The sequence below is a fragment of the Sphingomonas sp. Ell38C01 genome (assembly GCF_055231975.1).
Map to the genome: position 1 here is coordinate 2,176,197 of NZ_JBUYVA010000001.1, position 25,608 is coordinate 2,201,804.

The following is a 25,608-nucleotide window of genomic DNA, read 5'->3' on the forward strand; positions in this document are numbered from 1 at the left end:
CGTGGCGAGCGCCGCTGCGGCGCACCGCTGGACGTCGGACCGGTCGGCGGCGGGGCGATACAATCCGTGGCTGATCGTCGCGATCATCTCGATCCCGACCTTCATGGAGGTGCTCGACACCTCGATCGCCAACGTCGCGCTCGATCATATCGCGGGCGGTCTGTCGATCACGACGGACCAGGCGACATGGGTGCTGACGAGCTATCTCGTCGCGAACGCGATCGTCATTCCGATCTCGGGCTGGCTGAGCGATGCGATCGGGCGGAAGCGGTATTTCCTGATCTCGATCGCGCTGTTCACCGCGGCGTCGCTGCTATGCGGGATCGCGCCGAACCTGACGACGCTAGTCATCGCGCGGGTGTTGCAGGGGATCGGGGGCGGCGGGCTCGCGCCGGTCGAGCAGTCGATGCTGGTCGACAGCTTTCCGCCCGAAAAGCGCGGGATGGCGTTCGCGGCATTCGCGATCGTCGTCGTCGTCGGGCCGGTGCTGGGGCCGACGCTGGGCGGCTACATCACCGAGCATGCCAGCTGGCACTGGGTCTTCCTCATCAACATCCCGTTCGGGATCGGTGCGTTCGTGCTGTCGCAGATCTTCATCGATGAAACCGACGCGATCCGGCACGACCGTGCGGAGAAGCTGAAGGGCGGCCTGCGGATCGACTATGTCGGCGTGCTGCTAGTGGCGCTGGGGCTCGGATTCTTCGAGTTGACGTTGGACCGGGGCTTGCGTGAGGACTGGTTTGCCAGCGGCACCATCGTCGCGACCGCGGCGATCGCGGCGGTGGCGCTCGGCGCGCTCGTCGTATGGGAGCTGAATCACGACGATCCGGTCGTCGACCTGAGGCTGCTGAAGAACCGGAATTTCGCGATCACGATCCTGGTGATGGGGATCACGGGGATGATCCTGTTCGGTACGACGCAGCTGATCCCCCAGATGCTCCAGCAGGTGCTCGGCTATTCCTCGTTCGACGCAGGACTGGCGCTGACCGCGGGCGGGGTCGCGACGCTGGTCGCGGTGCCGTTCGCGGGGCGGCTGGTGGGCAAGGTCGACGTGCGGCTGTTGATCGGTGGTGCCTTGCTGGTCCAGTCTGCGGCGCTGTGGAACATGAGCCACCTGAGCGCGGACATCACCTTCGGCGACGCCGCGATCGCGCGGTTGTACCAGGCGATGGCACTGCCGTTCCTGTTCGTGCCGATCAACGCGATCGCCTATGTCGGGCTGAAGCAGACGCAGACCGCGCAGGCCTCCGGCCTGCTCAACGTCGCACGTAACCTGGGCGGGAGCATCGGTATCTCGAGCGCGCAGACGATGCTGGCGAACGGGATGCAGCGGCATCAGGCCGAACTGGTCCAGCCGCTCAACCCTCTCGATCCGAACTATGTCGACTGGCTGGGCAAGGCATCGGGGGCCTTTGCGGGCGTCGGCGATGCGGTGCGTACGCCGCTGGCGGTGTTGTACCAGACGGTGCAGCGACAGGCCGCGATGCTCGCGTTCCTCGACGTGTTCCGCAGCCTGATGATCGTCGTCCTGATCGTGACGCCGGTCGTGATCTTCATGCGCCCGGGCAAATCGAGCGGCGCGCCCGCAGGAGGCATGCATTGACGTTCCCCCGTTTCCTGGCGGTGACCGCCGCCGCGTCACTTGTTGCCGGCTGCACCGTCGGCCCGGACTATCGTCCGCCGGAGATGCCGGTTCCCTCTGCGTTCGCAAGCGCGCAGCCGGTCGGCGGCACGGTCGATCCCGCAACATGGTGGCGCGCGTTCGGCGATCCGATGCTCGACCGGCTCGTCGAGCAGGCGCTGCGCGACAGTCCGGACATCGCGATCGCCGCCTCGCGGATCCGGCAGGCGCGGATCCAGGAGATCGTGGCCGGGGTGGGCGGCAAGCCCATGGTCAACGCCAGCGCGAACGCTTCGCACATCGAGTTCAGCAAGAATGCCGGATTTTCGTCGCTCGCGCGCGCCTTCTCGGGTGGGGGCGGAAATAGCGGAAACGGGACGTCGACCGGGGGCGTCGCGCTACCGGGCAGCGGAATCACGACATTCGCCCTGGGATTCGACGCCAGCTGGGAGCTCGACCTTTTCGGGGGCGTCCGGCGCGGCGTCGAGGCGGCGGCGGCCCGGACCGGGGCGGCGGAGTGGACCGCGCGCGACGCTGCGGTGACGCTCGCGGCCGAGGTCGCGCAGGCTTATTTCGCGCTGCGCCTCGATCAGGCGCAACTCGCGGTGATCGAGCAGGAGATCGTCCGCCAGCGCCGCGCGCAGGCGATCGCGGGCAACATAGCGCGGGCGGGGCTGGTGCCGCCTGTCGATGTGGTGCGCCAGCGAACCTCGCTCACGTCGCTGGAGGCGCGGCTGGAGCCGGTGCGCGCCGATCTCGACATACGTCGCCATGCGATCGCCATCCTGTTGGGGCAATCGCCGGACGCGCTGACGACCGAACTGGCGGCGCCGGCAGATCAGCCCGCGGTGCTGCCCGCGATCCCCGCCGGGCTTCCCTCCGACCTGCTCCGACGCCGCCCCGATATCCGTGCGGCCGAACGCCAGCTTGCCGCGGCAAGCGCGGAGATCGGCGTTGCGACCGCCGACCTCTACCCAAAATTCTCGCTGACCGGGGTGGCGCAGCTGATCTCGACCACGCTGGCGACCCTGTTCGCCGGCGACAGCCTGCAATTGACGGGAAGTGGTGCCGCGCAGTTCCCGCTGGTCGACTGGGGGCGGCGCAAGGCCGGGGTGACGCTGCGCAAGGAAGACCGGACGCAGGCGTATCTCGCCTATCGCGCGACGGTATTGCGGGCGTTGCGCGACGTCGAGGACGCGCTTGTGCGGATCGATACGGAGCGGCGGCGGCACGCGGCGCTCGCCCGTGCGGTGGTCGACGCGGAGTCGTCCGCGCGATCGACCGAGGCGCAGTATCGCACAGGGTTCGTCGCGCAGGATTCGCTCCTGAACGCCGAGACGAGCGTGCTGGCCGCGCGCGAGCAACTGGCGGCGAGCGATGCCCAGTTGCGGCAGGCGTCGGTGGCGTTATTCAAGGCTATGGGTGGAGGATGGGACGATCGAACCAGTGCGGGCTCGAAATCGTCGGACTGACTTGGACTCAGCCGTCGTGCCTCGGGAAGCAGGCGGCGTCCCGATTCGGGACGGTATGACAGGCAAGTTGGATCGGTGGTGCCGATGATTGCCATAATGCCGTTCAGGCAAAGTGGCCCGGACCGCTAACCGTCAAGCCTTTGATAAAACAAGGCCAGATCGCGAGCCGGGCCGGAACATGCTTACCAGGGGCGGATTTCCGCGCCGTAGATGAGCGAGATGATGAATGCGATCATTGCGCGTCTCCCTTGTTTTAGCACCACGTGGATGCCTGGACTCTTTAATGGAAAATTAACCAAGACTCAATCGTCTCGTCGATACCGATGTGACCTGCCGCGTTGCCTTAAGGGTATCTTCAAGGATCGCGCCTAGCGCTGGTGGCATGAGCGACCGCGCCGCATTCCCGATCGATCCCGATCTGCTTGATCCGGCGAGGGGCGCGCGTGCGCGTGCGGCGTGGCAATTCCGTGTGCTGGCGAAGATCGCGAACTTCGCCGCGCTGCGCCGACATATCGGTTGCCCCCGGGCTGATGAACTGGTCGGCGACATCACCGCGCGGATAGCACCGGTCGTTCCCGGCGGGCGTTTCATGGCGACCGCGCGCGACCTGATAGAGATCGCGTTCGAGCACGAGACGCAGGCGAACCTCGACACGACGATCGCGGCGATCCGTTTGGCGTGCGACGCGTCGTTCGACCTGGATGGCGAATCGCACCGGGTTGCGCTGGTGTTCGGTGCGGCGGCCGCGCCGATCCACCGCGCCGACGATGTTCGCCTGATCGAGGAAGCCGAAGCCGCCCTGGTCGAGGCGCAGGCGGTCGATCGGGCAGTAACGCACGCGTTCGGCGACGAAACCAGCGCCGAAATCTATCGGCTTGCGCGCGATCTGGACGTCGCCATCGAGCAAGACCAGCTGCTGATCCAGTACCAGCCCAAGGTCCATGTCAGGCGGCAGGAGATCGGTAGCGCGGAGGCGCTGATCCGCTGGCGTCATCCCGATCGCGGACTGGTGCTGCCGAGCGACTTCATCCCTGCCGCCGAGACGACGAACCGGATCGGCGCGCTCACGCTGTGGACGATCCGCCGCGTGATCGCGGACCAGCGCATCCTGCTGGACAAAGGGCACGACCTGCGGCTTTTCGTGAACATATCGGGCCAACTGCTGGCGGATGCGGCGTTCGTTCGCCAGACCTGCGCGCTCGTCACCGGATCTGGGGCGAAGCTGGGGTTCGAGATTACCGAGACGTCGGTGATCCGCGATCCGGGAAGCGCGATCGCGAACCTCCAGATCTTCGCCGATATCGGCATCACGATCGCGATCGACGATTATGGCGCAGGGCTGTCGAGCCTGGCGTATCTCAAGCAGCTGCCCGCGCGCGAACTCAAGATCGACAAGCTTTTCGTCACGCAGTTGACCAGTTCCAACCGGGATCCGCTGATCGTCCGGTCTACGATCGATCTGGCGCACGCGCTGGAAATGGAAGTCGTCGCAGAGGGCGTGGAAACGCATGCCGCGCTCGCGCTGTTGACGGTGATGGGCTGCGACATGATCCAGGGGTTCCTCATCAGTCGTCCGATCTCGCTGGACGCCTTGTGCGTGTTCCTGGAAGAGGATCGTCACGGTACTGCGCCCGAGGAAACGCGCGCGTCCTTCAACCGTCTCGCGAGCGCATGGGCGCGGCGATAGATATGCGGCGCTACGCTGCGCTGGCCGTCGCGCTCGGCGTCGCACTGGCGTCCCCGGTGTCTGCGGCGGCTGCGCCGACGCCGTCCGCCACGACGACGACCAGTCCGTTCGACACGCTGACCGACGCCGCGAAGGCCGCAATGCAGGTCGACCCCCGCGCGAGCCTGGAAAGGTCGACCCAGGCCGAACGGTATGCGCGCGCGAGCCGGAGCGGCCGGGACGAGGCCATCCTCGTCGCGACCGCGCAGTGGCTGCAGGGCGAAGCCCTGCTCCGCCTCAACGACATCGGCCAGGCCACGCGGCGGGTCGAGGCCGCGCTCGCCGTCGTCCGCAAGATCGCGCCCGGCACGAAGCTGGAAGGCGATCTGTTGCTCTCCCGCGGAGGCATCCATTCGGCGAAGGCGTCCGTCGCGCTGGCGCTGGCGGATTACCAAACCGCACATGATATCTTTCGCACCATCGACGATGCGCGCAGCCGGGCAAAGGCGCTGCTGCTGATCTCGGCCCTGTATGGCGGCGGCAACGATTACGAGAATGCGCTGCGATATTCGCAGCAGGCGCTCGACATCTACAACGCCGATCCGGGCCTGCTCGTGTCGATCTATAACAACCGCGGCAACGCCTTCATTGCACTGGGTCAGCCGCTGAAGGCAAACGCGCAGTTCGACAAGGCACTGGCGCTGGCGCGGGAGATGCGTGGCCAGATCATGGTCGCGCTCGTCCTGAGCAATATCGCGACGGCGCGCTTGGCTGCAAAGGATCTGGCCGGTGCGGATCGCGCGATCGCCGCGGGCTTGCGGCTTGCGGATACCGACGAGGCCCGCGAAATCCGCCCGAGGCTGCTGGCCGTGGCCGCGCAGGCCGCACTGCAGCATGGCGACGTGCCTCGCGCGGAATCATTGATTACACAGAGCTTTGCCGGGGTGGATCTGCGGCAGACGACGCTGGTCGACCGTGACGCGCACGAAACCGCGTACAAGACCTATTCCGCGGTTGGCCGCGCCGATCTGGCGCTGCCGCATCTGGTCGCGCTGAAACGGATCGACGACCGTGCCACGCGGCTTGCCGCCTCGACCAACACCGCGTTGATGGGGGCCCGGTTCGACTTCGCGAACCAGGAGCTTCGGATCGCCAAGCTCCAGCGCGACGACGCGCAAAAAAGCGTCGCCTACGAACGATCGCGCGCGCGGACGCAGCGGCTGATCTTCCTCGGTGCGGGCGGGGCGACGATCGCGATCATCGCGATGCTGTCGTTCGGCATGGTCACGCTGCGCCGCAGCCGCGACCGCGTGCGTGCCGCCAACGCCGATCTGAACCGCACGAACGCCGCGCTCGGCAAGGCGCTTGCGGCGAAGACCGAATTCCTCGCGACCACCAGCCACGAGATTCGCACCCCGCTCAACGGCATCCTGGGCATGACGCAGGTGATGCTTGCGGACGCCCGGCTCGATCAGGCTGTGCGGGATCGGGTGTCGGTCGTGCACGGCGCCGGCATTACGATGCGCGCGCTGGTCGACGATATCCTCGATGTCGCGAAGATGGAGACGGGCAACCTGACGATCGAGATGGCGCCGGTCGACCTCTGCGCGACACTGGGTGAGGCGACGCGGATGTGGGAGGCGCAGGCGGGGGCGAAGGGGCTGGGCTTCACGCTGACATTTGCGGACTGTCCGGCGCACGTGATGGGCGACGCGGCGCGGCTTCGCCAGATCGTATTCAACCTGCTGTCCAACGCGGTGAAGTTCACCGCCGCGGGGCAGGTGACGCTGACCGCGACCCGCGCCGGGGATCGCTACCGCGTGGTGGTGACGGATACCGGGATCGGGATCGCACGCGACAAGCATGAGGAGATCTTCGAATCGTTCCGGCAGGCGGACGCGGGGACGACGCGGCAGTTCGGCGGCACAGGGCTGGGGCTGACCATCTGTCGGAACCTGTCGCGCGCGATGGGCGGCGACGTGACGGTCGAGAGCCGGCCGGGCGATGGCGCGCGGTTCACGCTGGACCTGCCGCTGATCGAGGTGGCGTGCGTCGCGCCCGCGGCGGAGGATCGCCCGGCGACGATGCTGCTGGTCGATCCCAATCCGATCTCGCGCGCGATGCTCAAGGCCTTGCTGGAGCGGCATGCGGGGATGCCGATCGTCGCCGCAGGATCGATCGAGGATGCGCGGGCGCGGATCGCGGATATGCGGATCGTGCGCGCGTTGATCGACGACGCGGCGTTGACCGGCGCAGACGATCTTGCCGCGCTGATCGCCGGTGTCGATGGCGGCGTCGCGGTGCTGATCGCGGCGGACGAGGCGGCGCGCGCCGGCTATGCCGCCGCGGGGGCGACGCCGATCATCGCCAAGCCGATCGCCAGGGACGCGCTGATCGCGGTGATGTTTGGCGACGAACAGACGGAGAACGCACAAATTTCTCCGCTTGTTTCGCAGGCGGCATGAGAGGATACCGTGCCGTGATGAGAGCGATGCGCCCGATCCCGGCGTGCCCCGGCGCGCGCACGCGATGAACGTCCTGTTCATCGAGGACGACCGGATGAACCGGCGCGTCGTGCGCGACATGCTCGACGTGGCCGGAGCGACGATGGCCGAGGCGGAGAATGCCGAGGACGGCCTGGCGATGATCGACGCGCACGCGTACGACATCGTGCTGGTCGACCTGCGCATGCCCGGCATGGACGGGATCACCGCGATCCGGCATATCCGCGCACGTTCCGACGCGAAGGCGGCGATGCCGCTGATCGTCGTGACCGCGGACACCGCGATCGACCTGCGCGAGCGGTGCCTGCAAGCGGGCGCCGACGACGTGCTGTTCAAGCCCGTCGCGATGGATGCGCTGTTCGAGACGATGGGCCGCGTACTGGCCAGCCGTGAAGACGGGATGATCGGCTAAAGCGGAGTTTCCGGTTTGCGTGTCAGCGCCTGCGCGAGCGACGTGGTCGCGCTGCCGCGGCGTGCCGGCTTGGGCTGGTCGGGCGAGGGGGACCAGCCGGTGAGGTGGACGATCGCGAACCGTTCGGTCGTGCGGCCGTCGGCGTCGGCGCGCGCGGCGAACGCAGCGGCGGCGCGGGCCAGCGTCTCGCGCGACAGCGACACGCGGCCGGGAAGCAGGTTCGTCGCCGCCATGCCGCGCAGATCGTCGAGCAGGCGGCCGAAGCTCGAATACCGCACGTCGAGCGTCTCGACATCGGCGACCGGCAGTGCCAGCCCAGCGCGCACCAACAGGTCGCCGGCAGAGCGGACGTCGATCTGGGGATGGATCCGCGCAGCCTCGTCGCCCGCCTCGCGCAGCACCGCACGCAGCGTCGGCAGGCTGCCCGCGCCGAGGAACGCGCCGAGGAACAAGCCGTCGGGTCTCAAGGCTCGCCGTGCGAGCGAGAGCGCCCCCGGCAGGTCGTTGACCGTATCAAGCACCCCGGCGGACACCACGAGATCGAACGCGGCGTCGGCGAACGGCAGCCGGTCCTCGTCCGCCTGCACTCCGCCCGCCGCGCGGGCGAATGCGAAACCGGCGTCGCAGCGGAGAACGCGCGCGCCGGCGGGCGGCGCGAACGCGGCGTCGCCGCAGCCGAGATCAAGCACATCCGCGAAATCGCGCTTCACCACCGACAGCCGGTCGTCGATCGCTTCCAGCATCGCGGCGCGGATGAAATCGTGATCGGCATAGCGGGGGGCGGCACGGTCGCGCCGGTGGCGGCGTGCGGCGCGGTCGAAGATTTCGGAGGTCTCCATCGGCGCGCTTGTGCAGCGCCGACACGCGCGCGACAAGGGGTGGGTGAGCGCTGTCCGCCAGATCGTCCGCCTCCCCGCGACCTTGCTCGATCTCGCGCTGCCGCCGCGCTGCGCGGGGTGCGGGACGATCGTGGGGGAGGCGCACCGGTTCTGCGCGGGGTGCTGGGATGCGCTGCGGTTCCTCGGCCCGCCATGGTGCGCGACGTGCAACGTGCCGTTCGATCACGATCGCGGCGAGGGCGCGCGATGCGGCGCGTGTCTCGCCGATCCGCCGCGGCATGGCGGTGTCCGTGCCGCGGTCGCTTACGGCGAGGTCGCGCGGACGGTAGCGCTGCGGCTGAAATATGGGGGTCGGACCGCGTTCGCCGAAACCGCGGCACGACAGATGCGGCGGCTGTTGCCCGACGCGGTGGATCTGCTGGTGCCCGTACCGCTCCATCGATCGCGGCTGTGGTCGCGCGGGTTCAACCAGGCGGCGCTGATCGCGGATGCGCTGGGCGGGTTGTCTGGGCGGCAGGTCGATCGCGATACGCTGGTTCGGCGGCGCGCGACACCGGTTCTGCGGGGACTGGGCGCCAAGGGTCGTGCCAAGGCCGTAAGCGGCGCGTTCGCGGTGCGCGACACGGCGGCGGTGACAGGTCTGCGCCTCGCGCTGGTCGACGACGTGCATACCAGCGGGGCGACGAGCGATGCGTGCGTCGCGGCATTGCGCCGCGCCGGCGCGGCGGACGTCGTAATCCTGTGCTGGGCGCGCGTGCTGGACTCGTCGGGCGATTGACAATGGGCGGGTGGCACCACATTTCCGTCCGATGGCAAAAGTCGAAATCTACACCAAGGCCTTCTGCCCCTATTGCGCGCGCGCGATGCGGCTGCTGGCGTCCAAGTCGGCCGAGCCCGAAGAGTTCGACATCACGATGGGTGGGCCGAAGCGCGCCGAGATGATCGAGCGTTCGGGGGGCCGGACCACGGTCCCGCAGGTCTTCATCGACGGCGTGCATATCGGCGGGTCGGACGATCTCGCCGCGATCGAGAGCGAAGGAAAGCTCGACGCGCTTCTGGCGCGATGAAGGCGGTCGGCCGATGAAGGCGGCGATCCTGCAGATGACGAGCGGGATCGATCCCGTCGCCAATGCGCAGACGATCGTCGGTGCCGTGCGTCAAGCGGCGGACGACGGCGCCTCGATGCTGTTCACGCCCGAGATGTCCGGGCTGCTGGACCGCGATCGGGAACGCGGCAGTGGCAGGATCGTGTCGGAAACCGACGATCCCGTTCTCGCAGAGGTCCGCTCGGCGGCTGCTGCGGCGGGAATCTGGGTGCATCTCGGCTCGCTGGCGATCCGCCGCGAGGACGGGCGGTTCGCCAATCGTGGGTTCGTGATCGACGATCGCGGCGAGATCCGCGCGAGATACGACAAGCTGCATCTGTTCGATATTGACCTGCCGACCGGCGAGAGGTGGCGGGAGTCCGCGGCCTATGCACCGGGAGAGGGTGCGGTGGTGGTCGATACCCCGGTCGGCATGCTGGGGCTGACGATCTGCTACGACCTGCGATTTCCCGCGCTTTATGCCGCGCTGGCGGAGGCGGGTGCGACAGTGATCGCGACGCCGGCCGCGTTCACGCGCCCGACCGGGGCGGCGCATTGGCATACGCTGTTGCGTGCGCGTGCGATCGAGAATGCAGCCTGGGTGATCGCGTCCGCGCAGACCGGCGTGCACGAGGATGGCCGCGCGACATGGGGGCATTCTCTGGCTATCGGCCCTTGGGGGGACGTGGTGCTCGACATGGGACAGCCGGCAGGCCTCCGGTCGGTCGATATCGTGGCTGACGCGGTCGGGGACGCGCGCGGGCGTATCCCGGTGCTGGCGCATCGTCGCGCGATCCCGGCCGTCGTCCGGGCGTGATCGTCTATGATCTCCGGTGCGACGGCGGGCATGTCTTCGAGGCGTGGTTCGGATCGTCGTCGGCCTATGAGGAGCAGCGGACGCGGGGGCTGGTCGCCTGCCCGGTATGCGGCGCGACGTCGGTCGAGAAGGCCATGATGGCGCCGAACGTCGCGGCGAAGGGCAACCGCGGGGCGGCGCCCGATCCGGGCCGCGCGAAGGCAGCGCTCCGGGCACTGGCGACCGCGCAGGCGGCGGCGCTCGAAAAGTCCGAATGGGTCGGGCGCGGTTTCGCGACACGGGCACGCGCGATGCACGACGGATCGGAGCCCAACGCGCCGATCCATGGGCAGGCGACGCTCGAGGAAGCCAAGGCGCTGGTCGAGGACGGCGTTCCCGTTGCCCCCCTGCCGATGCCCGTCGTGCCGCCCGAGGCGAGCAACTGATCGCACACGTAAAGGCGGGGAAGATGGTGACTCCGGCGCGATTCGAACGCGCGGCCCTCAGATTAGGAATCTGATGCTCTATCCGGCTGAGCTACGGAGCCACTGCGACCGACTTAGCCGGTTGGCCCGGCACCCGCAATCGTCCGCGACCGGTTCAGTCCGCGACCGATCACCAGTGATGACGATCGCGCCGCGACCGTCATCCGCCCCGGGGCATCCGTCCCTGCGAACGAGCGCGCCCCGGGGATGCCGCGGCGTTACGCCTTGACGTGGGCCGAGATGTGCTTGTTCATCTCGAACATGGTGCAGCGGTCCTTGCCGAACACCTTGCGCAGCTTGTCGTCGGCGACGATCTCGCGCTTGTTCTCCGGATTCTGGAGATTGTTCGCCTTGATATATTCCCAGACCTTGCTGATGACCTGGCTGCGCGGCAACTTGTCGTTGCCGACGATCGCGCCGAGCTCGGGCGAAGGCTGGACGGGGGCGTGGATGCCGCCGGTCTTCGTAGTGGTAGCCATTGCATTCCTTCCTGTTGGTCGCCGGCTGACCCGGCTTTCTCGGAATCACGCCTTCTTTAGCGCTTCCCGCTTGTGCGCCGCCTTTCCGCCGTTGTCACTCCTTACGATGTATTGCGGCTCGGCCTTCGTCGCCTTGACGGGGTGATTCTTGATCTTCGTCGGGCCGGTAACCTTCTTTTCGACCGTTCCGTGCGCCGTGCCGCCGTGGCTCTTCCATGTCACCTCGTCGCCCTTATGCAGATCTGCCATCGCTTCGTCTCCTTCGTGGTGGACCAAAGCGCGGGCGCGGCTATTGGTTGCGGTATGGAGATCATCAGCGAAACGAAGGCCTTCGGCGGGACGCAGGGCGTGTATCGGCATCCGTCGGCGGCGACGGGCACGCCGATGACCTTTTCGGTCTATGTACCCCCGCATGCCGAGGGCGCGCGGTTGCCGGTGCTGTGGTATCTGTCGGGGCTGACCTGCACGCACGCGAACGTGACCGACAAAGGCGAGTATCGCCGCGCCTGCGCCGAGCACGGGATCGTCTTCGTCGCGCCCGACACCAGCCCGCGGGGGGACGGCGTGGCCGACGACGATGCGTGGGATTTCGGGCAGGGTGCCGGCTTCTATGTCGATGCCACGCGCGTGCCCTGGGCGGCCAACTTCCGGATGCGGTCGTATGTCGAGGACGAGCTGCCCGCGCTGGTCGCGGAGGCGTTTCCGGTCGTCGACATGGCGCGACAGGCGATTACCGGGCACTCGATGGGCGGGCACGGCGCGCTGACGATCGCGCTGCGCAATCCCGGGCGGTTCCGCAGCATCTCCGCCTTCGCGCCGATCGCGTCGCCGCTGGCGTGCGCATGGGGGGAGAAGGCGCTGGGGGGCTATCTGGGCGAGGATCGCGCAGCGTGGCGTGCTTATGATGCGGTCGCGCTGATCGAGGACGGCGCGCGGCTGCCCGACCTGCTGGTCGATCAGGGGGACGCGGACGGGTTTCTGGCTGAGCAGTTGAAACCGGACCTGCTGGAGGCGGCGTGTGGCGACGCGGGGATCGCGCTGACGCTGCGGATGCAGCCGGGATACGATCACAGCTATGCGTTCATCTCCACCTTCATGGCGGAGCATGTCGCTTGGGCGGCGGCGCGGTTGGGGTGATGTCCGTTCGTTTGCCCCGAGCTAACGGTATCGGCTCGGCACGAATGGCACCGGTTGATAGCGGCCGAAATCCGGACGCCACGCCGCCGGACGTGCGCGGCTGCGCCACGCCCGCCGGTCGCCGTGGCGAGTCCCGGCTTTGCTGGCGCAAAGCCGGGACTCGCCCCTAAAACTTGAACCCCGCCGCGACGCCGTAGCTGCGCGGTTCGATCGTGAAGATGTTCGTGAACAGACCCGACGACTGGTCCGTCACGTACATCCCCGTGATCGCGTTGTTCTTCGTCAGGTTGCGCACGAAGCCGCGCAGGTAGAAGCGATCGTCCGGCCCGTTGATCTGGAGCTGCGCGTTCACGACCTCGTAGCCGGGAATGCGATCGATATTGAGGTTGAAGATCGTGCCGTAGCTGTTGCCGGTATAGGCGATGTCCGCGCGCGGCACGATCGTCCAGCCGCTGCCGCCGACGTCGTAGGTGTACTGGATGCCGGCCGCCCATTTGAACGTCGGCGCCTGCGGCAGGCGGTTGCCCGCCAGGTTCACCTCGACCCCCGAGCCGAGCACGGTGAACGGCAGCGCCCCCGTCGGCACGCCGAACAACGCGCGCAGCGTCGAGGGCGGGTTCGCCGCGGTGGAGGCGAGCGCGTTGCAGACGCTGAACGCGCCCGTGGTGTTGGTGCCCGTCACCGCGGTCGGCGCGCGCAGGCCGATGCCCGAGTTCACCGCGGCGACATAGGTGTTCACGCCGACGACGTTGCCCGCAGTGGTGGGAATGATCGCGCAATTCGACGCATTGGTGATGTCCTTGATGATGACCGCGTCGGATCGGCCGCCGGACGGATCGCGCGGGTTCGCGATGAACTTGTCACCCGACACCTTGGTCTTGAGATAGCTGAAGTTAAAGTTCGCGACGAAGGCGGGAATCGGGCTGACGATCGCCTCCGCCTCGACGCCGTAGATGTTGGCGTTGATGTTGTCGTTGACCGAGGTGCGCGCGACGATCCGGCTGAGCTGGAGGTTCTTGTACTTGTAGTAGAAGCCGGTGACGTTCAGCCGCAGCGTGCCGTTGGCGAAGGTGTTCTTCGATCCGATCTCGAACGAATCGACGCTTTCGGGATCGAACGTGCTGGGCACGGTGAAGATCGGCGACAGCGGCGGGTTGATGCCGCCCGACTTGTAGCCGCGCGAATAGGAGGCGTAGACGAGATTGTCGGGCGTGATCTTGTAATCGATCACCGCGCGGCCGGTGAGCTTGGAGAAGCTGACCTGCGTCTGCGCGAAGGGCTGGAGTCCCGCGGTGGTGGCGTCGTAGTCGAGCGCGGCCGCGTTGAGCGCCTGTCCGATGGTGGTGGCGCCGTAGGGCAGGAGCGGCGTCGTGCCGGCCGAATCCTGGAGATAGGAGGTGCGCGCACGGACGAATTTCTGGTCGTGGTTGTAGCGAAGGCCGAGCGTCAGCTTGGCCTTGCTGCCGAGATCGAAATAGGTCTCGCCGAAGATGCCGTAGCTCTTCAGGCGGAACAGGTCGTTGTTGTTGCGATAGAACGGCGTTGCCAGCAATGCCCGACCGCCGACCCCGGGGATCGCGCCGCTGTTCGCCGCCCCGAGCAGGCCAGCGGCATAGTCCAGTCCGAAGCTGTTGACGTAATAGTCCCCGTCGGTCGTCTTCGAGTCGAAATAGATGCCGCCGAGCAGGAAGTTGAACATCCCGTCGAACGAACTGTCGATATGCGCCTCGCCCGAATATTGGCGGACCTTGGCGGTCGAGCGGTCGAAGTCGAGACTGCTCTGGAAGCAACCGACGCTGGCGCCGCTGTAGACGCCGCCGGCGTTGGGCGTCGCGTCGGACTGGCAGACGCCGCCGTTCGCGCCGTTGGGGATCAGCGTATTGCGCAGGCCCGCAAAGGGCGAGCCGGGCAGCGCGGCGGCACCCGCCAGCGTGAGCAGGCCGACATTGTTCGTATAGGGCGCGCTGACCGCGAGATTGTAATCCGATCGCGAGTCGATCGTGTTACGCATGTAGCCGCCGGTGAAGTTGAACGACACCGGCCCGAAATCGTGGAAGATCTTGGCGGTGTACTGCTCTTCCTCGGCGAAATAGGTGGGCGTGGTGTCGACCCGGACGGTGCGGACGTCCTGCGGATTGACGACGCCGGCGAACGCATCGGTGCCATAGACGCTGGCCAGCCCGAAATTGGTCAGCTGACCCCCGGAGGAAACGCCGAGAAACTCGCGTGACGAGATGATCGTGGCGAGCGTCGAGTTGCCGTTGGTCGTCTCGTAGGCGAGCGTATCGGGCGCGCAGCCCAGCACGCCGGTGACGTCGCGGTGGCACAGCTGCTTCTGGATGCGGCTGCGGTTGTCGCGCTCGTGGAAGTAATAGCCGATCAGGTCGATCCGGGTGTCGCTCGTCGGCTCCCACGACAGCGTGCCGCGCACCGCGTAGAGATCGCGATCGTCGATCCGCGTGTTGTTGAACTGGTTGACGGTGTAGCCGTCGCGGTTGAGATAGGTGCCCGCGACGCGGATGCCGAGCGTATCGGTGATCGGCAGGTTGAACATCGCCTTCACGCGCTTTGAATCGTAATTGGCGTATTCGAACTCGCCTGCGGCGTGGATGCCCGACAGATCGGGCTTGGCGCTAATGAAGTTGACGACGCCCGAGGTGGCGTTGCGGCCGAACAGCGTGCCCTGCGGCCCGCGCAGCACCTCGACGCGCTCGAGATCGAAATACTCCGCCTCGAACAGGCGCGTGCCCAGCAGCGGCATGTCGTTGACATGGATCGCGGTCGCGCTGTCGCAGGTGAAGCCGACGCACAGATCGCCGATGCCGCGGATCGTGAAGCTGGACGAGGTGAAGTTCGTCTTGGTGAAGGTGACGTTGGGCAACGTCGCCTGGAGCTGCGTGGGGTTGTTGATCTGCTGCTTCTCGAGGTTTTCCGCGGTGAACGCGCTGACCGCGATCGGCACGTCCTGGAGCCGCTGCGACTGGCGCTGCGCGGTGACCACGATGTCGCCGATCCCGCTTTCGGGAACCGCCTCCTGCCCGGGGCCGTTCGTAGGTTGGGTATTCTCGGCGGACGTGGTCGCGGCGGTTTGTGCCGACACCGGCGACGCGACGACCAGGACCAGCGCAGACGCGGCAAGCAGTTCCGATTTTTTCACGGTGACATCCCCTCCTGTGATCGCGCCGGCTTCGTGTCGGTCGTCGATATTCCAGTTTTCGGTATGGAGGATTGCGATCGAAACTTTCGCGCGTCAAATGAAAAAGTATAGGAAAACTGCGGTGGCTGGGGCATGTGGCTGGAATGAAACAGTTGCAGATTCGAACTTGTGTTGCGGATGCGAGAGGTTTGTTCGATGGCCGGTGAGCCGACTTCGTCCGATGAAGGTGATCTCTTCGGAGCCGATGGAAAGCTGATCGTGCCCGATGACGTAGCGGAAGCGGTGAAGACGCTGATCCGCTGGGCGGGTGACGATCCGGCGCGCGAGGGGCTGCTCGATACGCCCAAACGCGTCGCGCGCGCGTGGCGGGAATATTGCGCGGGCTATCGCGACGATCCGGCGCAGCACCTGTCGCGCGTGTTCGAGGAGGTCGGCGGGTATGACGAGATCGTGCTGCTGAAGGACATACCGTTCCAGTCGCACTGCGAGCATCACATGGCGCCGATCATCGGCAAGGCGCATATCGCTTACCTGCCCAGGGACCATGTCGTCGGCATCTCGAAACTGGCGCGCGTGCTTCACGGGTTCGCGCGGCGATTGCAGGTGCAGGAGCGGCTGACCGCGGAGGTCGCGGACTGCATCTGGGACAATCTCAAGCCGCAGGGGGTGGCCGTGGTGATCGAGGCGAGCCATGCCTGCATGACCGCGCGCGGCGTCCGCACGCCGGGCGTCGCGATGGTGACGAGCCGGATGATGGGCGTCTTCCGCGACGACGAGCGCAGCCGCAAGGAAGTCCTCGCGCTGATGGGGTGCTGATGCGGGCGGGCTCGGCGGTTCTGGTCACGGGCGCGGCGAAGCGGCTGGGCGCGATCGTGGCGCGGCGGCTGGCGCGCGACGGCTGGCGCGTCGTGCTCCACTGCGGCGGCTCGCGCGACGATGCGGAGGTGGTGGCGCGCGAGATCGGCGCGGCGGGTGTGGTGTCGGGCGATCTGGCCGATGGCGATGCGGTGGATGCGATGTTCGCGGATGCCCGGGCCGTGGCGGGCGGCGCGATCGCCGGGCTGGTCAACAGCGCGTCGCGTTTCGTGTTCGATGCGCCGCCGGAGATCGACATGGAGCTGGTCGACGACCTGAACCGCATCAATTTCGCAGCACCGGCGCGGCTGGCGTCCTTGCTCGCGCGGCAGGACGATATGGCGGAGGGATCGATCGTGAACCTGCTCGACCAGAAGCTGTGGAACCTGAACCCGGATTACTTCTCCTATACCGCGAGCAAGGCCGCGCTTGCCGCGGCGACGACGATGCTGGCGCAGGCGCTGGCGCCGCGCGTGGTCGTCAACGCGGTGGCACCGGGGATCACGCTGCCATCGGGCGGGCAGAGCGAAGCGGAGTTCCGCGCGGTCGCCTCGGGCAACATCTTGCGCCGACCGGTCGATCCGGAGGACGTGGCTGAGGCGATCGCGTTCCTGTTGCGCGCGCGGGGAGTCGCGGGGCAGACGCTGCACGTCGATTGCGGCCAGCGTTTCGTCGCGTCGTCGCGCGACGTGATGTTCGCGCGCGGAGAGGCGCATGGCTGAGTATGCGATCACGCTCGACGGGCTCGAGGTGCAGGTCGGCATCGGCATCCATCCGCACGAGGCCGCCCTACAGCGGCTGCGCGTGTCGGTGCGAATGGCGGTGGTCTACGCGACGGCGCCGAGCGCGGATACGATCGACGAGGTGCTCGACTATGATTTCGTGCGCGAGGGCATCCTGCGGCTGGCGGCGGAGCGGCGCTACAACCTCCAGGAAACGCTGTGCGAGGCGATTGCGGCGCTGTGCCTGTCGGACCTGCGAGTCCGCGAGGTGCGGGTCGCGACGGTCAAGCCCGACGTGTATCCCGACGCGGCGATCGGGTGCGAGATCGTGCGGGGACGATCGGGCTAGAACGCGTAGACTAGTGAGGCGCGGGTGATCGTGTCGGTGGTGACGCGACCCGCGGGCGGTTCGCTTTCATACTGGAAATTGTAGCTGATCTGCGCCGAAAGCGGCCCGATCAGCTTGGCGCCGAGCGCGGTGGTGCCGCTGACGGTGCTGTTGTAGCGCTGGACATAGGCGGACGCCGCCTGCCTGAGCGTGAGCCCGGGCGCCAGCGTCCATCCGAAATCGAGGCTGCCGCGCGCCGCGAGCGCGCTCTGGACCGTGTTGTCGGTGAAGGCGGTGTGGCGATAGGCGGGGCCGAGTTCGACGTCGAGCGTCAGCCCGGTCTTGCGGATCGCGCTGTAGCCCGCGCCAGTCGAGAGCGAATAGCGCTCGGTATAGCCGAGGAACCGGTCGCTTTCGAACTGCGCCGCGCCGTAGACGTAGCTGTCGCGGCTGACCTTCCAGTTGGGCTCGTAGGCGAACAGGTAGCGCTCGCGCGTCGTGATCCCCAGGCTCTCCTGATAGTCCGCCTGGAGCTTGAGCTTGTGGCGCCATTCGAGCCCTTCGCGAGTGACGTCGAACACGCCCGTCGCGCCGACGGTCTCGCTGTTGCCGGTGGTCAGGAACCCGCCGACCTCGGCGCGGCCGCGCCAGAGCTGGAACGGCGTGGCGGCCATCACTGCCTCCTCGCGCCGGCGCTGGCGATCGGCCTTCCACGTCTCCGCGATCGCGAGCACGAGATCGGCGGTCGCGGGATCGCCGGCGCGCGCGTATTTCACGATCGTCGCGACCTCGCCCTCGTTGCCCGACGCGAGCGCGGCGTCGAGCATCGCGCGGATCGCGGGCGGGATCTCGGGCGGAGACGACGGCGCAGCGACATCGGTCGCAGCGCCGAGCAGGAACGGAAGGACAGGGCTGAGGAGCAGGAAGCGGCGCACCCGCACTCCGCTACGCCGTCGTCGCGCCCGATGGAACCGCTGTCACGACGAGCGGAGCGCAGGCGGCGGCGACCGGTGCGTCAGCCGAGATGGCGCGCGAACGCCGCCACGACCTGCTCGTACAATGCGCGCTTGAACGGGACGATCATAGCGGGGAGATCGGCGGGGTCGGACCATCGCCAGGCGCGGAACTCGGGATGCGCGGTGGCGATATCGATGTCGCGATCGTCGCCGAGCAGGCGGAACAGGAACCAGCGCTGGCGCTGGCCGCGATAGCGGCCCTTCCAGATCTTGCCGACCATGTCGGGGGGAAGATCGTAGAGGAGGTCCCCGGGCGCCTCCGCGATCAATGCGACCTTGTCGGGGGCGACCCCGGTTTCCTCGCCCAGCTCGCGGATCGCGGCGGCGAGCGCGTCCTCGCCGTCGTCGATTCCGCCCTGCGGCATCTGCCACGCCTCCAGCGTCGTATCGATCCGCTGGCCGACGAAGACCTTGCCCTCGGCGTTCAGCAGCATGACGCCCGCGCAGGGGCGGTAGGGCAGGGTTTCGGGATCGATCATGCGCTGTGTCTAGTCGGTGGCGGCGACGCTATCCAGACCCCGCCGCGCTCATCCTGCCGCCTGCACCATCACGCGCTGCGCCTCCGCCTCGACCACCGCGGTCTTTACTGCGGACAGATAGGCCGCGACGTCGCCCTGGCTCGACGGGATCGCCTGGCGCAGCGTGATGAAGCCGTGGATCGTGCCGACCGCCTCGTGGAACGTGACGGGGACGCCCGCCAGCACCAGCGCGGCGGCGTAGGCGCGGCCCTGGTCGCGGATCGGATCGAGGCTGGCGGTGACGATCACCGCGGGCGGCAGGCCGACGAGCGAGCCCGCCATCGGCGACCCGCGATAGTCCGCCATGTCAGCCTGATAATGGTCCGCGAACCAGATCATCGTGTCGCGGGTGAGCAGGAAGCCGTCCGCGAACGCGTCGAACGAGGGATAGTCCTTCGCCATGTCGGCGGCGGGATACATCGGTGCCTGGACGATCACCGGCACCGCGGCGGGGTCATCGCGCAGCGCCATCGCGGTGGTGATCGTCAGCGTGCCGCCCGCGCTGTCGCCCGATAGGACGAGGCTGGTCGCGGTGCGGCCGAGCGCCGACGGGTTGGTCGCGATCCAGCGTGCCGCCGCCTCGCAATCGGCGGGCGCGGCGGGCCAGCGATGCTCGGGCGCCAGGCGATAGTCGACCGAGACGACGGGCAGGTCGAGCTGGCGCGACATGGCCGCGCAGAAGCTGGCATGCGTGTCGATATTGCCGATCACGAATCCGCCGCCGTGGAAGAACGCGACGACCGGGCCGGGCTCGCGCGAGGCGCGGACGTCGAAAAGGCGGGCGGGGATGTCGCCGCTCTCGCCGGGAATCGACAAGTCGGTGATCGTCGCGAGTTCGCCGATGGGCGGATCGGCGACGTCCTTCATCGCGAAATACAGCGCGCGCGCGTCGGCGGCCGACAGCTCGTGCGTCTTGGGGCCGGGGACATTGTTCAGATAATCGAGGAAGCCGCGCACGTCGGGGCGGACATAGGGCTTCGTGGTGTCGGTCATCTGGCTCTCCTCTGCGGGTGCCGGTGGCATACCCGTCCTTCGATCCCTAGCTTAGCGCGATGATCGCCGTCGTACACCATCCCGATTACGTGACCGAGGCTCCGGCGAAGTCGACCTATCGCTGGGGCAAGAATGGCGCGATCCGGGATCTGCTGCTGGCGGAGGGCGCGGCGATCGGGTGGCACGAGCCCGATGCCGCGCCGCGCGCGTGGCTGGAGGCGGTGCACGACGCCGACTATGTCGCCGAGGTGCTGTCGGCGTCGGTGCCGCGCGAGAAAGAGCGGCGGATCGGATTTCCGGTGACGGAGCGGATCGCACGCCGCGCCGCGCTCGTGCCGGGCGGGACGTATCTGGCGGCGCGGCTGGCGCTGTCGGACGGGTTCGCGGCAAACACCGCGGGCGGGAGCCATCACGCATTGGCGAACACCGGTGCGGGCTATTGCATCTTCAACGACCTCGCGGTCGCGGCGGTGCGGTTGATCGAGGAGGGCGTGCGTGTCGCGATCGTCGACTGCGACGTGCATCAGGGCGACGGCACCGCGGCGCTGACCGCGGGGCGGCCGGGCATCGCAACCTATTCGATCCATGCCGAAAAGAACTTCCCGGTCCGCAAGGCGCGGTCGACCTGCGACGTCGCGTTGCCGGATGGGGTGGGGGACGCGGCGTATCTGGAGATGCTCGAATCGACGCTGACGCCGTTCCTCGATGCCGAGCGGCCTGACCTGATCCTCTATCAGGCCGGGGTGGATCCGTTCGCGGACGACCGTCTGGGGCGGCTCGCGTTGACTGAACCGGGACTGGTCGCGCGCGAGGCGCTCGTCGCGCGGCTGGCGATCGCACGGGAACTGCCGATCGCGAGCACTGTCGGCGGCGGCTATGGCGACGATACGATCGCGATCGCGCGGCGCCACGTGGCGTCGATCCTGACGCTCGGGCGGGCATACCGGAACGTCGAGGTTGCGTGGCGCGCCGATCGTTCTACGTTGGTGTGAACGCGGCCCGGCCAAGAGGCCGCGAACGACATGCTTTAGGAGCGTGAATGGCGACCGCAGTCCATGAGGTGACGCCCGCCGCGGCGTCCGACACCCCGTCGGCCGATGTACCGGGCGAGTCCGTCGTCGTCCGGTTCGCGGGCGATTCGGGCGACGGCATGCAGCTGACCGGGGGGCAGTTCACGCTCTCCACCGCGCTGGCGGGCAACGACCTGGCCACCTTCCCCGATTTCCCCGCAGAGATCCGCGCGCCGCTCGGCACGCTGTTCGGGGTCAGCGCGTTCCAGATCAACTTCGGATCGACCGCCATCGAAACCGCGGGTGACATGCTCGACGTACTCGTCGCGATGAATCCTGCCGCGCTCAAGACCAATATCGACGCGCTGATGCCCGGCGGGCTGGTGATCGCGGACGCGGGCGAGTTCACGCAACGCAACCTCGACAAGGCGAAGTACGCCGCCAATCCGCTGGCCGACGACAGCCTCGCGAAATGGCAGGTGCTGGCGTTCGACATCTCGCAGCTGACGCTCGACGCGGTGAAGCCGTTCGGGCTGGGCAAGAAGGAGGCGCTGCGCTGCAAGAACATGTGGACGCTGGGCCTCGCGCTCTGGATGTTCGATCGCGATCGCCAGCCGCTGGTCGACTGGCTCAAGGCGAAATTCGCCAAGGCGCCGACGTTGGCGGAGGCGAACATCGCCGCGCTCAACGCGGGGCATGCCTATGGCGAGACGGCCGAGCTGGCGGGGCCGATGAAGCAGCATTCGGTGGCCGCCGCGCCCGCCGAGCCGGGCTTGTACCGGACGGTGACGGGGGCGGAGGCGATCAGCCTCGGCCTCGTTGCGGGCACGCAATTGGCCGGCGTGCCGATGTTCTTCGGCGGCTATCCGATCACGCCCGCGTCGGCGATCCTGCACCATCTGAGCCGGTTGAAGGAATTCGGCGTCACGACCTTCCAGGCGGAGGACGAGATCGCCGCGATCGCCAGCGCGATCGGCGCGTCGTACGCGGGGCAGCTTGGCGTGACCTCGTCGTCGGGGCCGGGCATCGCGCTGAAGGGCGAGGCGATGGGCTTGGCGATCATGACCGAGCTGCCGCTGGTGGTCGTCAACTCGCAGCGCGGCGGGCCGTCGACGGGCCTGCCGACCAAGACCGAGCAGTCGGACCTGTACCAGGCGGTCTATGGCCGCAACGGCGATGCGCCGATGCCGGTGATCGCAGCGCGCTCCGCGGCGGATTGTTTCGAGGTCGCGATCGAGGCGGTGCGGATCGCGACGCAGTACATGACGCCGGTGATGCTGCTGACCGACGGCTATATCGCCAATGCGGCCGAGCCGTGGAAGGTGCCCGATCCCGACACGCTGGCGCCGTTCCCGGTGCGGTTCCTGAAGGAGGTGCCCGAGGGCGGGTTCCTGCCCTATGCGCGCGACGCAAACGGCGCGCGGCCGTGGGTGAAGCCGGGGACGCCGGGGCTGCTCCACCGGATCGGCGGGATCGAGAAGGCGCAGGGGACGGGCAACATCGATTACTCGCCCGCCAATCATCAGGCGATGACCGACGCGCGGGCGGACAAGGTGAGCGGCATCGCGGTGCCCGACCAGACGGTGGAGCTGGGAGAGGCCTCCGGGCGGCTGGTCGTCGTCGGCTGGGGATCGACGTTCGGGCCGATCCATCAGGCGGTGCGGCGCGCGAGGCGGCGTGGGCTGGACGTCGCGCATGTCCATATCCGCCACATCTGGCCGCTGCCGGCCAATCTGGGCGCTTTGCTGAAGGGTTACGACAATATCCTCGTGCCCGAGATGAACACGGGCCAACTGAAGACGGTGTTGCGCGACCAGTATCTCGTCGACGCGCGACCGCTCAACAAGGTGTCGGGGCAGCCGTTCCGGATCAGCGAGATCGAGGCGGCGATCGCGGCGTATTTCGACGGCGTGCCGGGGAACGAGGGCGGCGAGGTGCCCGCGAGCGACACGCAGCTGCCGAGTATCGAGGCGGCGAATCCCTAGTCGTCGCCCCGGCGACGGTCGGGGTCCACTCATCCACTGTCGCACGCTGCGCGGTGGATCCCGGCCTTCGCCGGGATGACGGAAAGTCGAAGCGATGAACGAGATCACGACCAAGCCCAAGGACTGGGAAACCGACCAAGAGGTGCGCTGGTGCCCCGGGTGCGGCGACTATGCGATCCTCAAGGCGGTGCAGCGGACGATGCCCGAGATCGGCGCGCGCGCGGAGAATACGGTATTCGTCAGCGGGATCGGCTGCTCGTCGCGCTTTCCCTATTATATGGAGACGTACGGCTTCCACACGATCCATGGGCGCGCGCCCGCGGTGGCGACGGGGGTGAAGCTGGCCAATCCCGAGCTGGACGTATGGATCATAACCGGGGACGGCGACGCGCTGTCGATCGGGGGCAATCATACGATGCACCTGCTGCGGCGGAACCTCGACTGCCAGTTCCTGCTGTTCAACAACGAGATCTACGGGCTGACCAAGGGGCAATATTCGCCGACCTCGCGCGTGGGCACCACCAGTCCGTCGACCCCGTTCGGCTCGGTCGACCGGCCTGCCAATCCCTGTGCGTTCGCGTTGGGGGCGGGGGCGCGGTTCGTGGCGCGGGGGATCGACGTGCACAAGAACCTGGTCGACGTGCTGAAGGCGGCGCATGCGCATCGCGGCGCGAGCTTCGTCGAGATCTTCCAGAACTGTATCGTCTATAACGACGACGTGTTCGCGCCGTTCACCGACAAGGTGAATGCGAGCGCGAACCAGATGTGGGTGACGCACGGCGCGCCGCTGGTGTTCGCGGGCGGGACGAAGGGCGTCGCGCTCGATCGCGAGACGCTGGGGCTGACGGTGGTCGATGTCGTCGACGGGGACGTTTCGGGCGTGCTGATCCACGACAAGGCCAACCGCGCGATCGCGCATCTGCTGGTGGAGATGCCGTTCGGCGCGTTCCCGATGGCGCTGGGGGTGATCTACGAGGATCCCGCGCCGACGTTCGAGAGCGCGGTGGTGGAACAGAACCGCGCGGTCGCGGCAGGCAAGTCGGCGGATTTGCGCAAGCTGCTGGCCAAGGGGCAGACGTGGATGGTCGACAAGCAGCCGCGCGAGGCGTGATCCCACGGCGATTTCGGCCGCCGCGCCGGAACCTGTCGGCGGGCCGTCGCTTCACGCTTCGATGACCGATCCCGTACTCCTCTGGCTCCGCCAGGATCTCCGCCTTCGCGACCAGCCGGCGCTCGTCGCCGCCGCGCATGAGGGGCCGGTGATTCCGGTCTATATCCTCGACGACGACGCGCCGGGGGACTGGCGGATCAGCGGGGCGCAACGCTGGTGGCTGAATCACACGCTCGCGGCGTTCGGCGAGGCGCTGGCGGCGAAGGGCAGCCGGCTGATCCTGCGGCGGGGCGATGCGGTCGGGACGTTGCGGGCGCTGATGGAGGAGACGGGCGCTTCGCTGATCCACGCGCTGCGGCATTACGAGCCGTGGTGGCGCAAGGCCGAGGACGCGCTGGGCGAGGCGCTGTGCCTGCATGACGGCAACCATCTCGCGCCGCCCGAGAGCGTGACGACGGGGGCGGGGACGCCGTTCAAGATCTATTCGGGGTTCTGGAAGGCGCTGTCGCAGCAGATGCCGCCGGAGGAGCCCGTCGCGATGCCGCGGATGATCGACGCGCCGGCGCGCTGGCCGAAGAGCGAGACGCTGGCGTCGTGGGACCTGCTGCCGACGAAGCCCGACTGGTCGAAGGGATTCGACGAGTGGGCGCCCGGGGAGGAAGGGGCACGCGAGGCGCTCGACGCGTTCGCGGATCACGTCGCGGACTATGACGTCGATAGCAACATGCCGTCGATCGAGGGATCGTCGCGGTTGTCGCCGCATCTCCATTTCGGCGAGATCAGCGCGCGGACGGTCTGGCATGCGCTGCCAGGGCGGAGCGCGAGTCACGTCACCTTCCGCAAGGAACTGGCGTGGCGGGACTTCACCAGTGGCGTGATCCGCGAGATGCCCGATTATGCGAAGCGCAACGGGCGCGAAAAGTTCGATGCGCTGCCGTGGCGGCGGTCCGCAAAGGATCTGGCGGCATGGCGGCAGGGTCGGACGGGCTATCCCATCGTCGATGCCGGGATGCGCCAGCTCTGGGCGACCGGATGGATGCACAACCGGGTGCGGATGATAACCGCCTCGTTCCTCATCAAGCATCTGCTGATCGACTGGCGCGAGGGCGAGCGCTGGTTCTGGGATACGCTGGTGGATGCGGATTACGGGAACAACGCGGTGAACTGGCAATGGGTGGCGGGAACGGGCATCGATTCGAACATGTTCGGGCGGATCATGGCGCCGCTGGTCCAGTCCGAGAAGTTCGATGCGGGGGACTATATCCGGCGCTGGGTGCCCGAGCTCGCGGGGGTGCGCGGCGACGCGATCCACGACCCCGAGGAGGCCGGGTGCCGGCCCGATGCGTATCCGCGCAAGATCATCGCGCACCGCGAAGCACGCGAGCGCGCGCTGGCGGCGGGAGCGAAGGCGCGCTGA

General features: G+C 67.8%; 24 protein-coding genes and 1 tRNA gene. 17 read left to right on the top strand and 8 right to left on the bottom strand.

Translation table 11 applies throughout. The features are described from left to right. Position 1 precedes the first annotated feature (1 nt). The 5 genes from ACV7NO_RS10270 (at position 2) to ACV7NO_RS10290 (ending at position 7,675) form a co-directional block, all read left to right on the top strand. Positions 2 to 1,603, top strand: coding sequence for a DHA2 family efflux MFS transporter permease subunit (locus ACV7NO_RS10270; RefSeq protein WP_463405904.1), 1,602 nt, complete (start codon positions 2 to 4; stop codon positions 1,601 to 1,603). Continuing rightward, positions 1,600 to 3,093, top strand: coding sequence for an efflux transporter outer membrane subunit (locus ACV7NO_RS10275; RefSeq protein ID WP_463405905.1), 1,494 nt, complete (start codon positions 1,600 to 1,602; stop codon positions 3,091 to 3,093). The genes ACV7NO_RS10270 and ACV7NO_RS10275 overlap by 4 nt, the downstream gene beginning before the upstream one ends. Positions 3,094 to 3,475: 382 nt before the next feature. Then, positions 3,476 to 4,780, top strand: coding sequence for an EAL domain-containing protein (locus ACV7NO_RS10280; protein ID WP_463405906.1), 1,305 nt, complete (start codon positions 3,476 to 3,478; stop codon positions 4,778 to 4,780). Positions 4,781 to 4,782: 2 nt separating this feature from the next. Next, a complete protein-coding gene (locus ACV7NO_RS10285) occupies positions 4,783 to 7,224 on the top strand; it encodes an ATP-binding protein (protein WP_463405907.1) in 2,442 nt (813 codons plus the stop codon). Between the two features lie 64 nt (positions 7,225 to 7,288). Next, the gene (locus tag ACV7NO_RS10290; protein ID WP_463405908.1) at positions 7,289 to 7,675 is read left to right on the top strand and encodes a response regulator; all 387 of its coding nucleotides are present in this window, start codon (positions 7,289 to 7,291) and stop codon (positions 7,673 to 7,675) included. Here the strand turns inward: ACV7NO_RS10290 and ACV7NO_RS10295 are convergent. Further along, the gene (locus tag ACV7NO_RS10295; RefSeq protein ID WP_463405909.1) at positions 7,672 to 8,514 is read right to left on the bottom strand and encodes a class I SAM-dependent methyltransferase; all 843 of its coding nucleotides are present in this window, start codon (positions 8,512 to 8,514) and stop codon (positions 7,672 to 7,674) included. The two genes, ACV7NO_RS10290 and ACV7NO_RS10295, sit on opposite strands and share 4 nt — an antisense overlap. A 43-nt stretch (positions 8,515 to 8,557) precedes the next feature. On the opposite strand from ACV7NO_RS10295, the gene ACV7NO_RS10300 reads away from it, so the two are divergent. From ACV7NO_RS10300 to ACV7NO_RS10315, 4 genes are read left to right on the top strand one after another with little or no spacing between them, the layout of a single operon-like run. Then, positions 8,558 to 9,292, top strand: a complete 735-nt coding sequence (locus ACV7NO_RS10300; RefSeq protein WP_463405910.1) for a ComF family protein — start codon at positions 8,558 to 8,560, stop codon at positions 9,290 to 9,292. A gap of 31 nt (positions 9,293 to 9,323) precedes the next feature. Continuing rightward, the gene (gene grxC / locus ACV7NO_RS10305) at positions 9,324 to 9,581 is read left to right on the top strand and encodes a glutaredoxin 3 (RefSeq protein WP_463405911.1); all 258 of its coding nucleotides are present in this window, start codon (positions 9,324 to 9,326) and stop codon (positions 9,579 to 9,581) included. Positions 9,582 to 9,594: 13 nt separating this feature from the next. Next, on the top strand, positions 9,595 to 10,416 hold the full coding sequence (locus ACV7NO_RS10310) for a carbon-nitrogen hydrolase family protein (protein ID WP_463405912.1): 822 nt from the start codon (positions 9,595 to 9,597) through the stop codon (positions 10,414 to 10,416). After that, complete coding sequence (locus ACV7NO_RS10315) at positions 10,413 to 10,841, top strand: DUF1178 family protein (RefSeq protein WP_463405913.1); 429 nt, start codon at positions 10,413 to 10,415, stop codon at positions 10,839 to 10,841. Before ACV7NO_RS10310 ends, ACV7NO_RS10315 begins: the two co-directional genes overlap by 4 nt. Positions 10,842 to 10,865: 24 nt before the next feature. Here ACV7NO_RS10315 and ACV7NO_RS10320 read toward each other — a convergent pair. The 3 genes from ACV7NO_RS10320 to ACV7NO_RS10330 all read right to left on the bottom strand — a co-directional run bounded on the left by ACV7NO_RS10320 (position 10,866) and on the right by ACV7NO_RS10330 (position 11,608). Beyond that, positions 10,866 to 10,942 (bottom strand) — tRNA-Arg (locus ACV7NO_RS10320). Positions 10,943 to 11,098: 156 nt separating this feature from the next. After that, positions 11,099 to 11,359, bottom strand: a complete 261-nt coding sequence (locus ACV7NO_RS10325) for an SWIB/MDM2 domain-containing protein (RefSeq protein WP_463405914.1) — start codon at positions 11,357 to 11,359, stop codon at positions 11,099 to 11,101. A gap of 45 nt (positions 11,360 to 11,404) precedes the next feature. Continuing rightward, entirely contained in the window at positions 11,405 to 11,608 is a 204-nt protein-coding gene (locus tag ACV7NO_RS10330; protein ID WP_463405915.1) for a hypervirulence associated TUDOR domain-containing protein, read from the bottom strand. Positions 11,609 to 11,662: 54 nt separating this feature from the next. Between ACV7NO_RS10330 and fghA the strand changes: the two genes are divergently transcribed. Beyond that, a complete protein-coding gene (gene fghA, locus ACV7NO_RS10335; RefSeq protein WP_463405916.1) occupies positions 11,663 to 12,496 on the top strand; it encodes an S-formylglutathione hydrolase in 834 nt (277 codons plus the stop codon). Positions 12,497 to 12,662: 166 nt separating this feature from the next. Here fghA and ACV7NO_RS10340 read toward each other — a convergent pair whose 3' ends face one another. Beyond that, positions 12,663 to 15,653: a TonB-dependent receptor gene (locus tag ACV7NO_RS10340; RefSeq protein ID WP_463405917.1), complete on the bottom strand. Its 2,991-nt coding sequence runs from the start codon at positions 15,651 to 15,653 to the stop codon at positions 12,663 to 12,665. A gap of 195 nt (positions 15,654 to 15,848) precedes the next feature. On the opposite strand from ACV7NO_RS10340, the gene folE reads away from it, so the two are divergent. Genes folE through ACV7NO_RS10355 form a run of 3 tightly spaced genes read left to right on the top strand, consistent with a single transcriptional unit; the run spans position 15,849 to position 17,579 of the window. Next, positions 15,849 to 16,469, top strand: a complete 621-nt coding sequence (gene folE, locus ACV7NO_RS10345; protein WP_463405918.1) for a GTP cyclohydrolase I FolE — start codon at positions 15,849 to 15,851, stop codon at positions 16,467 to 16,469. Continuing rightward, a complete protein-coding gene (locus ACV7NO_RS10350; RefSeq protein WP_463405919.1) occupies positions 16,469 to 17,230 on the top strand; it encodes an SDR family oxidoreductase in 762 nt (253 codons plus the stop codon). Before folE ends, ACV7NO_RS10350 begins: the two co-directional genes overlap by 1 nt. Further along, positions 17,223 to 17,579: a dihydroneopterin aldolase gene (locus tag ACV7NO_RS10355; RefSeq protein WP_463405920.1), complete on the top strand. Its 357-nt coding sequence runs from the start codon at positions 17,223 to 17,225 to the stop codon at positions 17,577 to 17,579. The genes ACV7NO_RS10350 and ACV7NO_RS10355 overlap by 8 nt, the downstream gene beginning before the upstream one ends. Here the strand turns inward: ACV7NO_RS10355 and ACV7NO_RS10360 are convergent. The 3 genes from ACV7NO_RS10360 to ACV7NO_RS10370 all read right to left on the bottom strand — a co-directional run bounded on the left by ACV7NO_RS10360 (position 17,576) and on the right by ACV7NO_RS10370 (position 20,085). Then, the gene (locus ACV7NO_RS10360) at positions 17,576 to 18,493 is read right to left on the bottom strand and encodes a DUF481 domain-containing protein (RefSeq protein WP_463405921.1); all 918 of its coding nucleotides are present in this window, start codon (positions 18,491 to 18,493) and stop codon (positions 17,576 to 17,578) included. The two genes, ACV7NO_RS10355 and ACV7NO_RS10360, sit on opposite strands and share 4 nt — an antisense overlap. Positions 18,494 to 18,573: 80 nt before the next feature. Next, complete coding sequence (locus tag ACV7NO_RS10365) at positions 18,574 to 19,053, bottom strand: RNA pyrophosphohydrolase (protein WP_463405922.1); 480 nt, start codon at positions 19,051 to 19,053, stop codon at positions 18,574 to 18,576. Positions 19,054 to 19,101: 48 nt separating this feature from the next. Further along, positions 19,102 to 20,085, bottom strand: coding sequence for an alpha/beta hydrolase (locus ACV7NO_RS10370; RefSeq protein WP_463405923.1), 984 nt, complete (start codon positions 20,083 to 20,085; stop codon positions 19,102 to 19,104). Positions 20,086 to 20,144: 59 nt separating this feature from the next. Here ACV7NO_RS10370 and ACV7NO_RS10375 point away from each other — a divergent pair, with 59 nt between their 5' ends. The 4 genes from ACV7NO_RS10375 to ACV7NO_RS10390 all read left to right on the top strand — a co-directional run bounded on the left by ACV7NO_RS10375 (position 20,145) and on the right by ACV7NO_RS10390 (position 25,608). Then, positions 20,145 to 21,077 carry a histone deacetylase family protein gene (locus tag ACV7NO_RS10375; protein WP_463405924.1) on the top strand — a complete coding sequence of 311 codons (933 nt, stop codon included), beginning with the start codon at positions 20,145 to 20,147 and terminating at the stop codon, positions 21,075 to 21,077. Between the two features lie 47 nt (positions 21,078 to 21,124). Further along, a complete protein-coding gene (locus ACV7NO_RS10380) occupies positions 21,125 to 23,080 on the top strand; it encodes a 2-oxoacid:acceptor oxidoreductase subunit alpha (RefSeq protein ID WP_463405925.1) in 1,956 nt (651 codons plus the stop codon). A 94-nt stretch (positions 23,081 to 23,174) separates the two neighbouring features. Then, entirely contained in the window at positions 23,175 to 24,191 is a 1,017-nt protein-coding gene (locus ACV7NO_RS10385) for a 2-oxoacid:ferredoxin oxidoreductase subunit beta (protein ID WP_463405926.1), read from the top strand. A gap of 61 nt (positions 24,192 to 24,252) precedes the next feature. Then, positions 24,253 to 25,608, top strand: a complete 1,356-nt coding sequence (locus tag ACV7NO_RS10390) for a cryptochrome/photolyase family protein (RefSeq protein ID WP_463405927.1) — start codon at positions 24,253 to 24,255, stop codon at positions 25,606 to 25,608.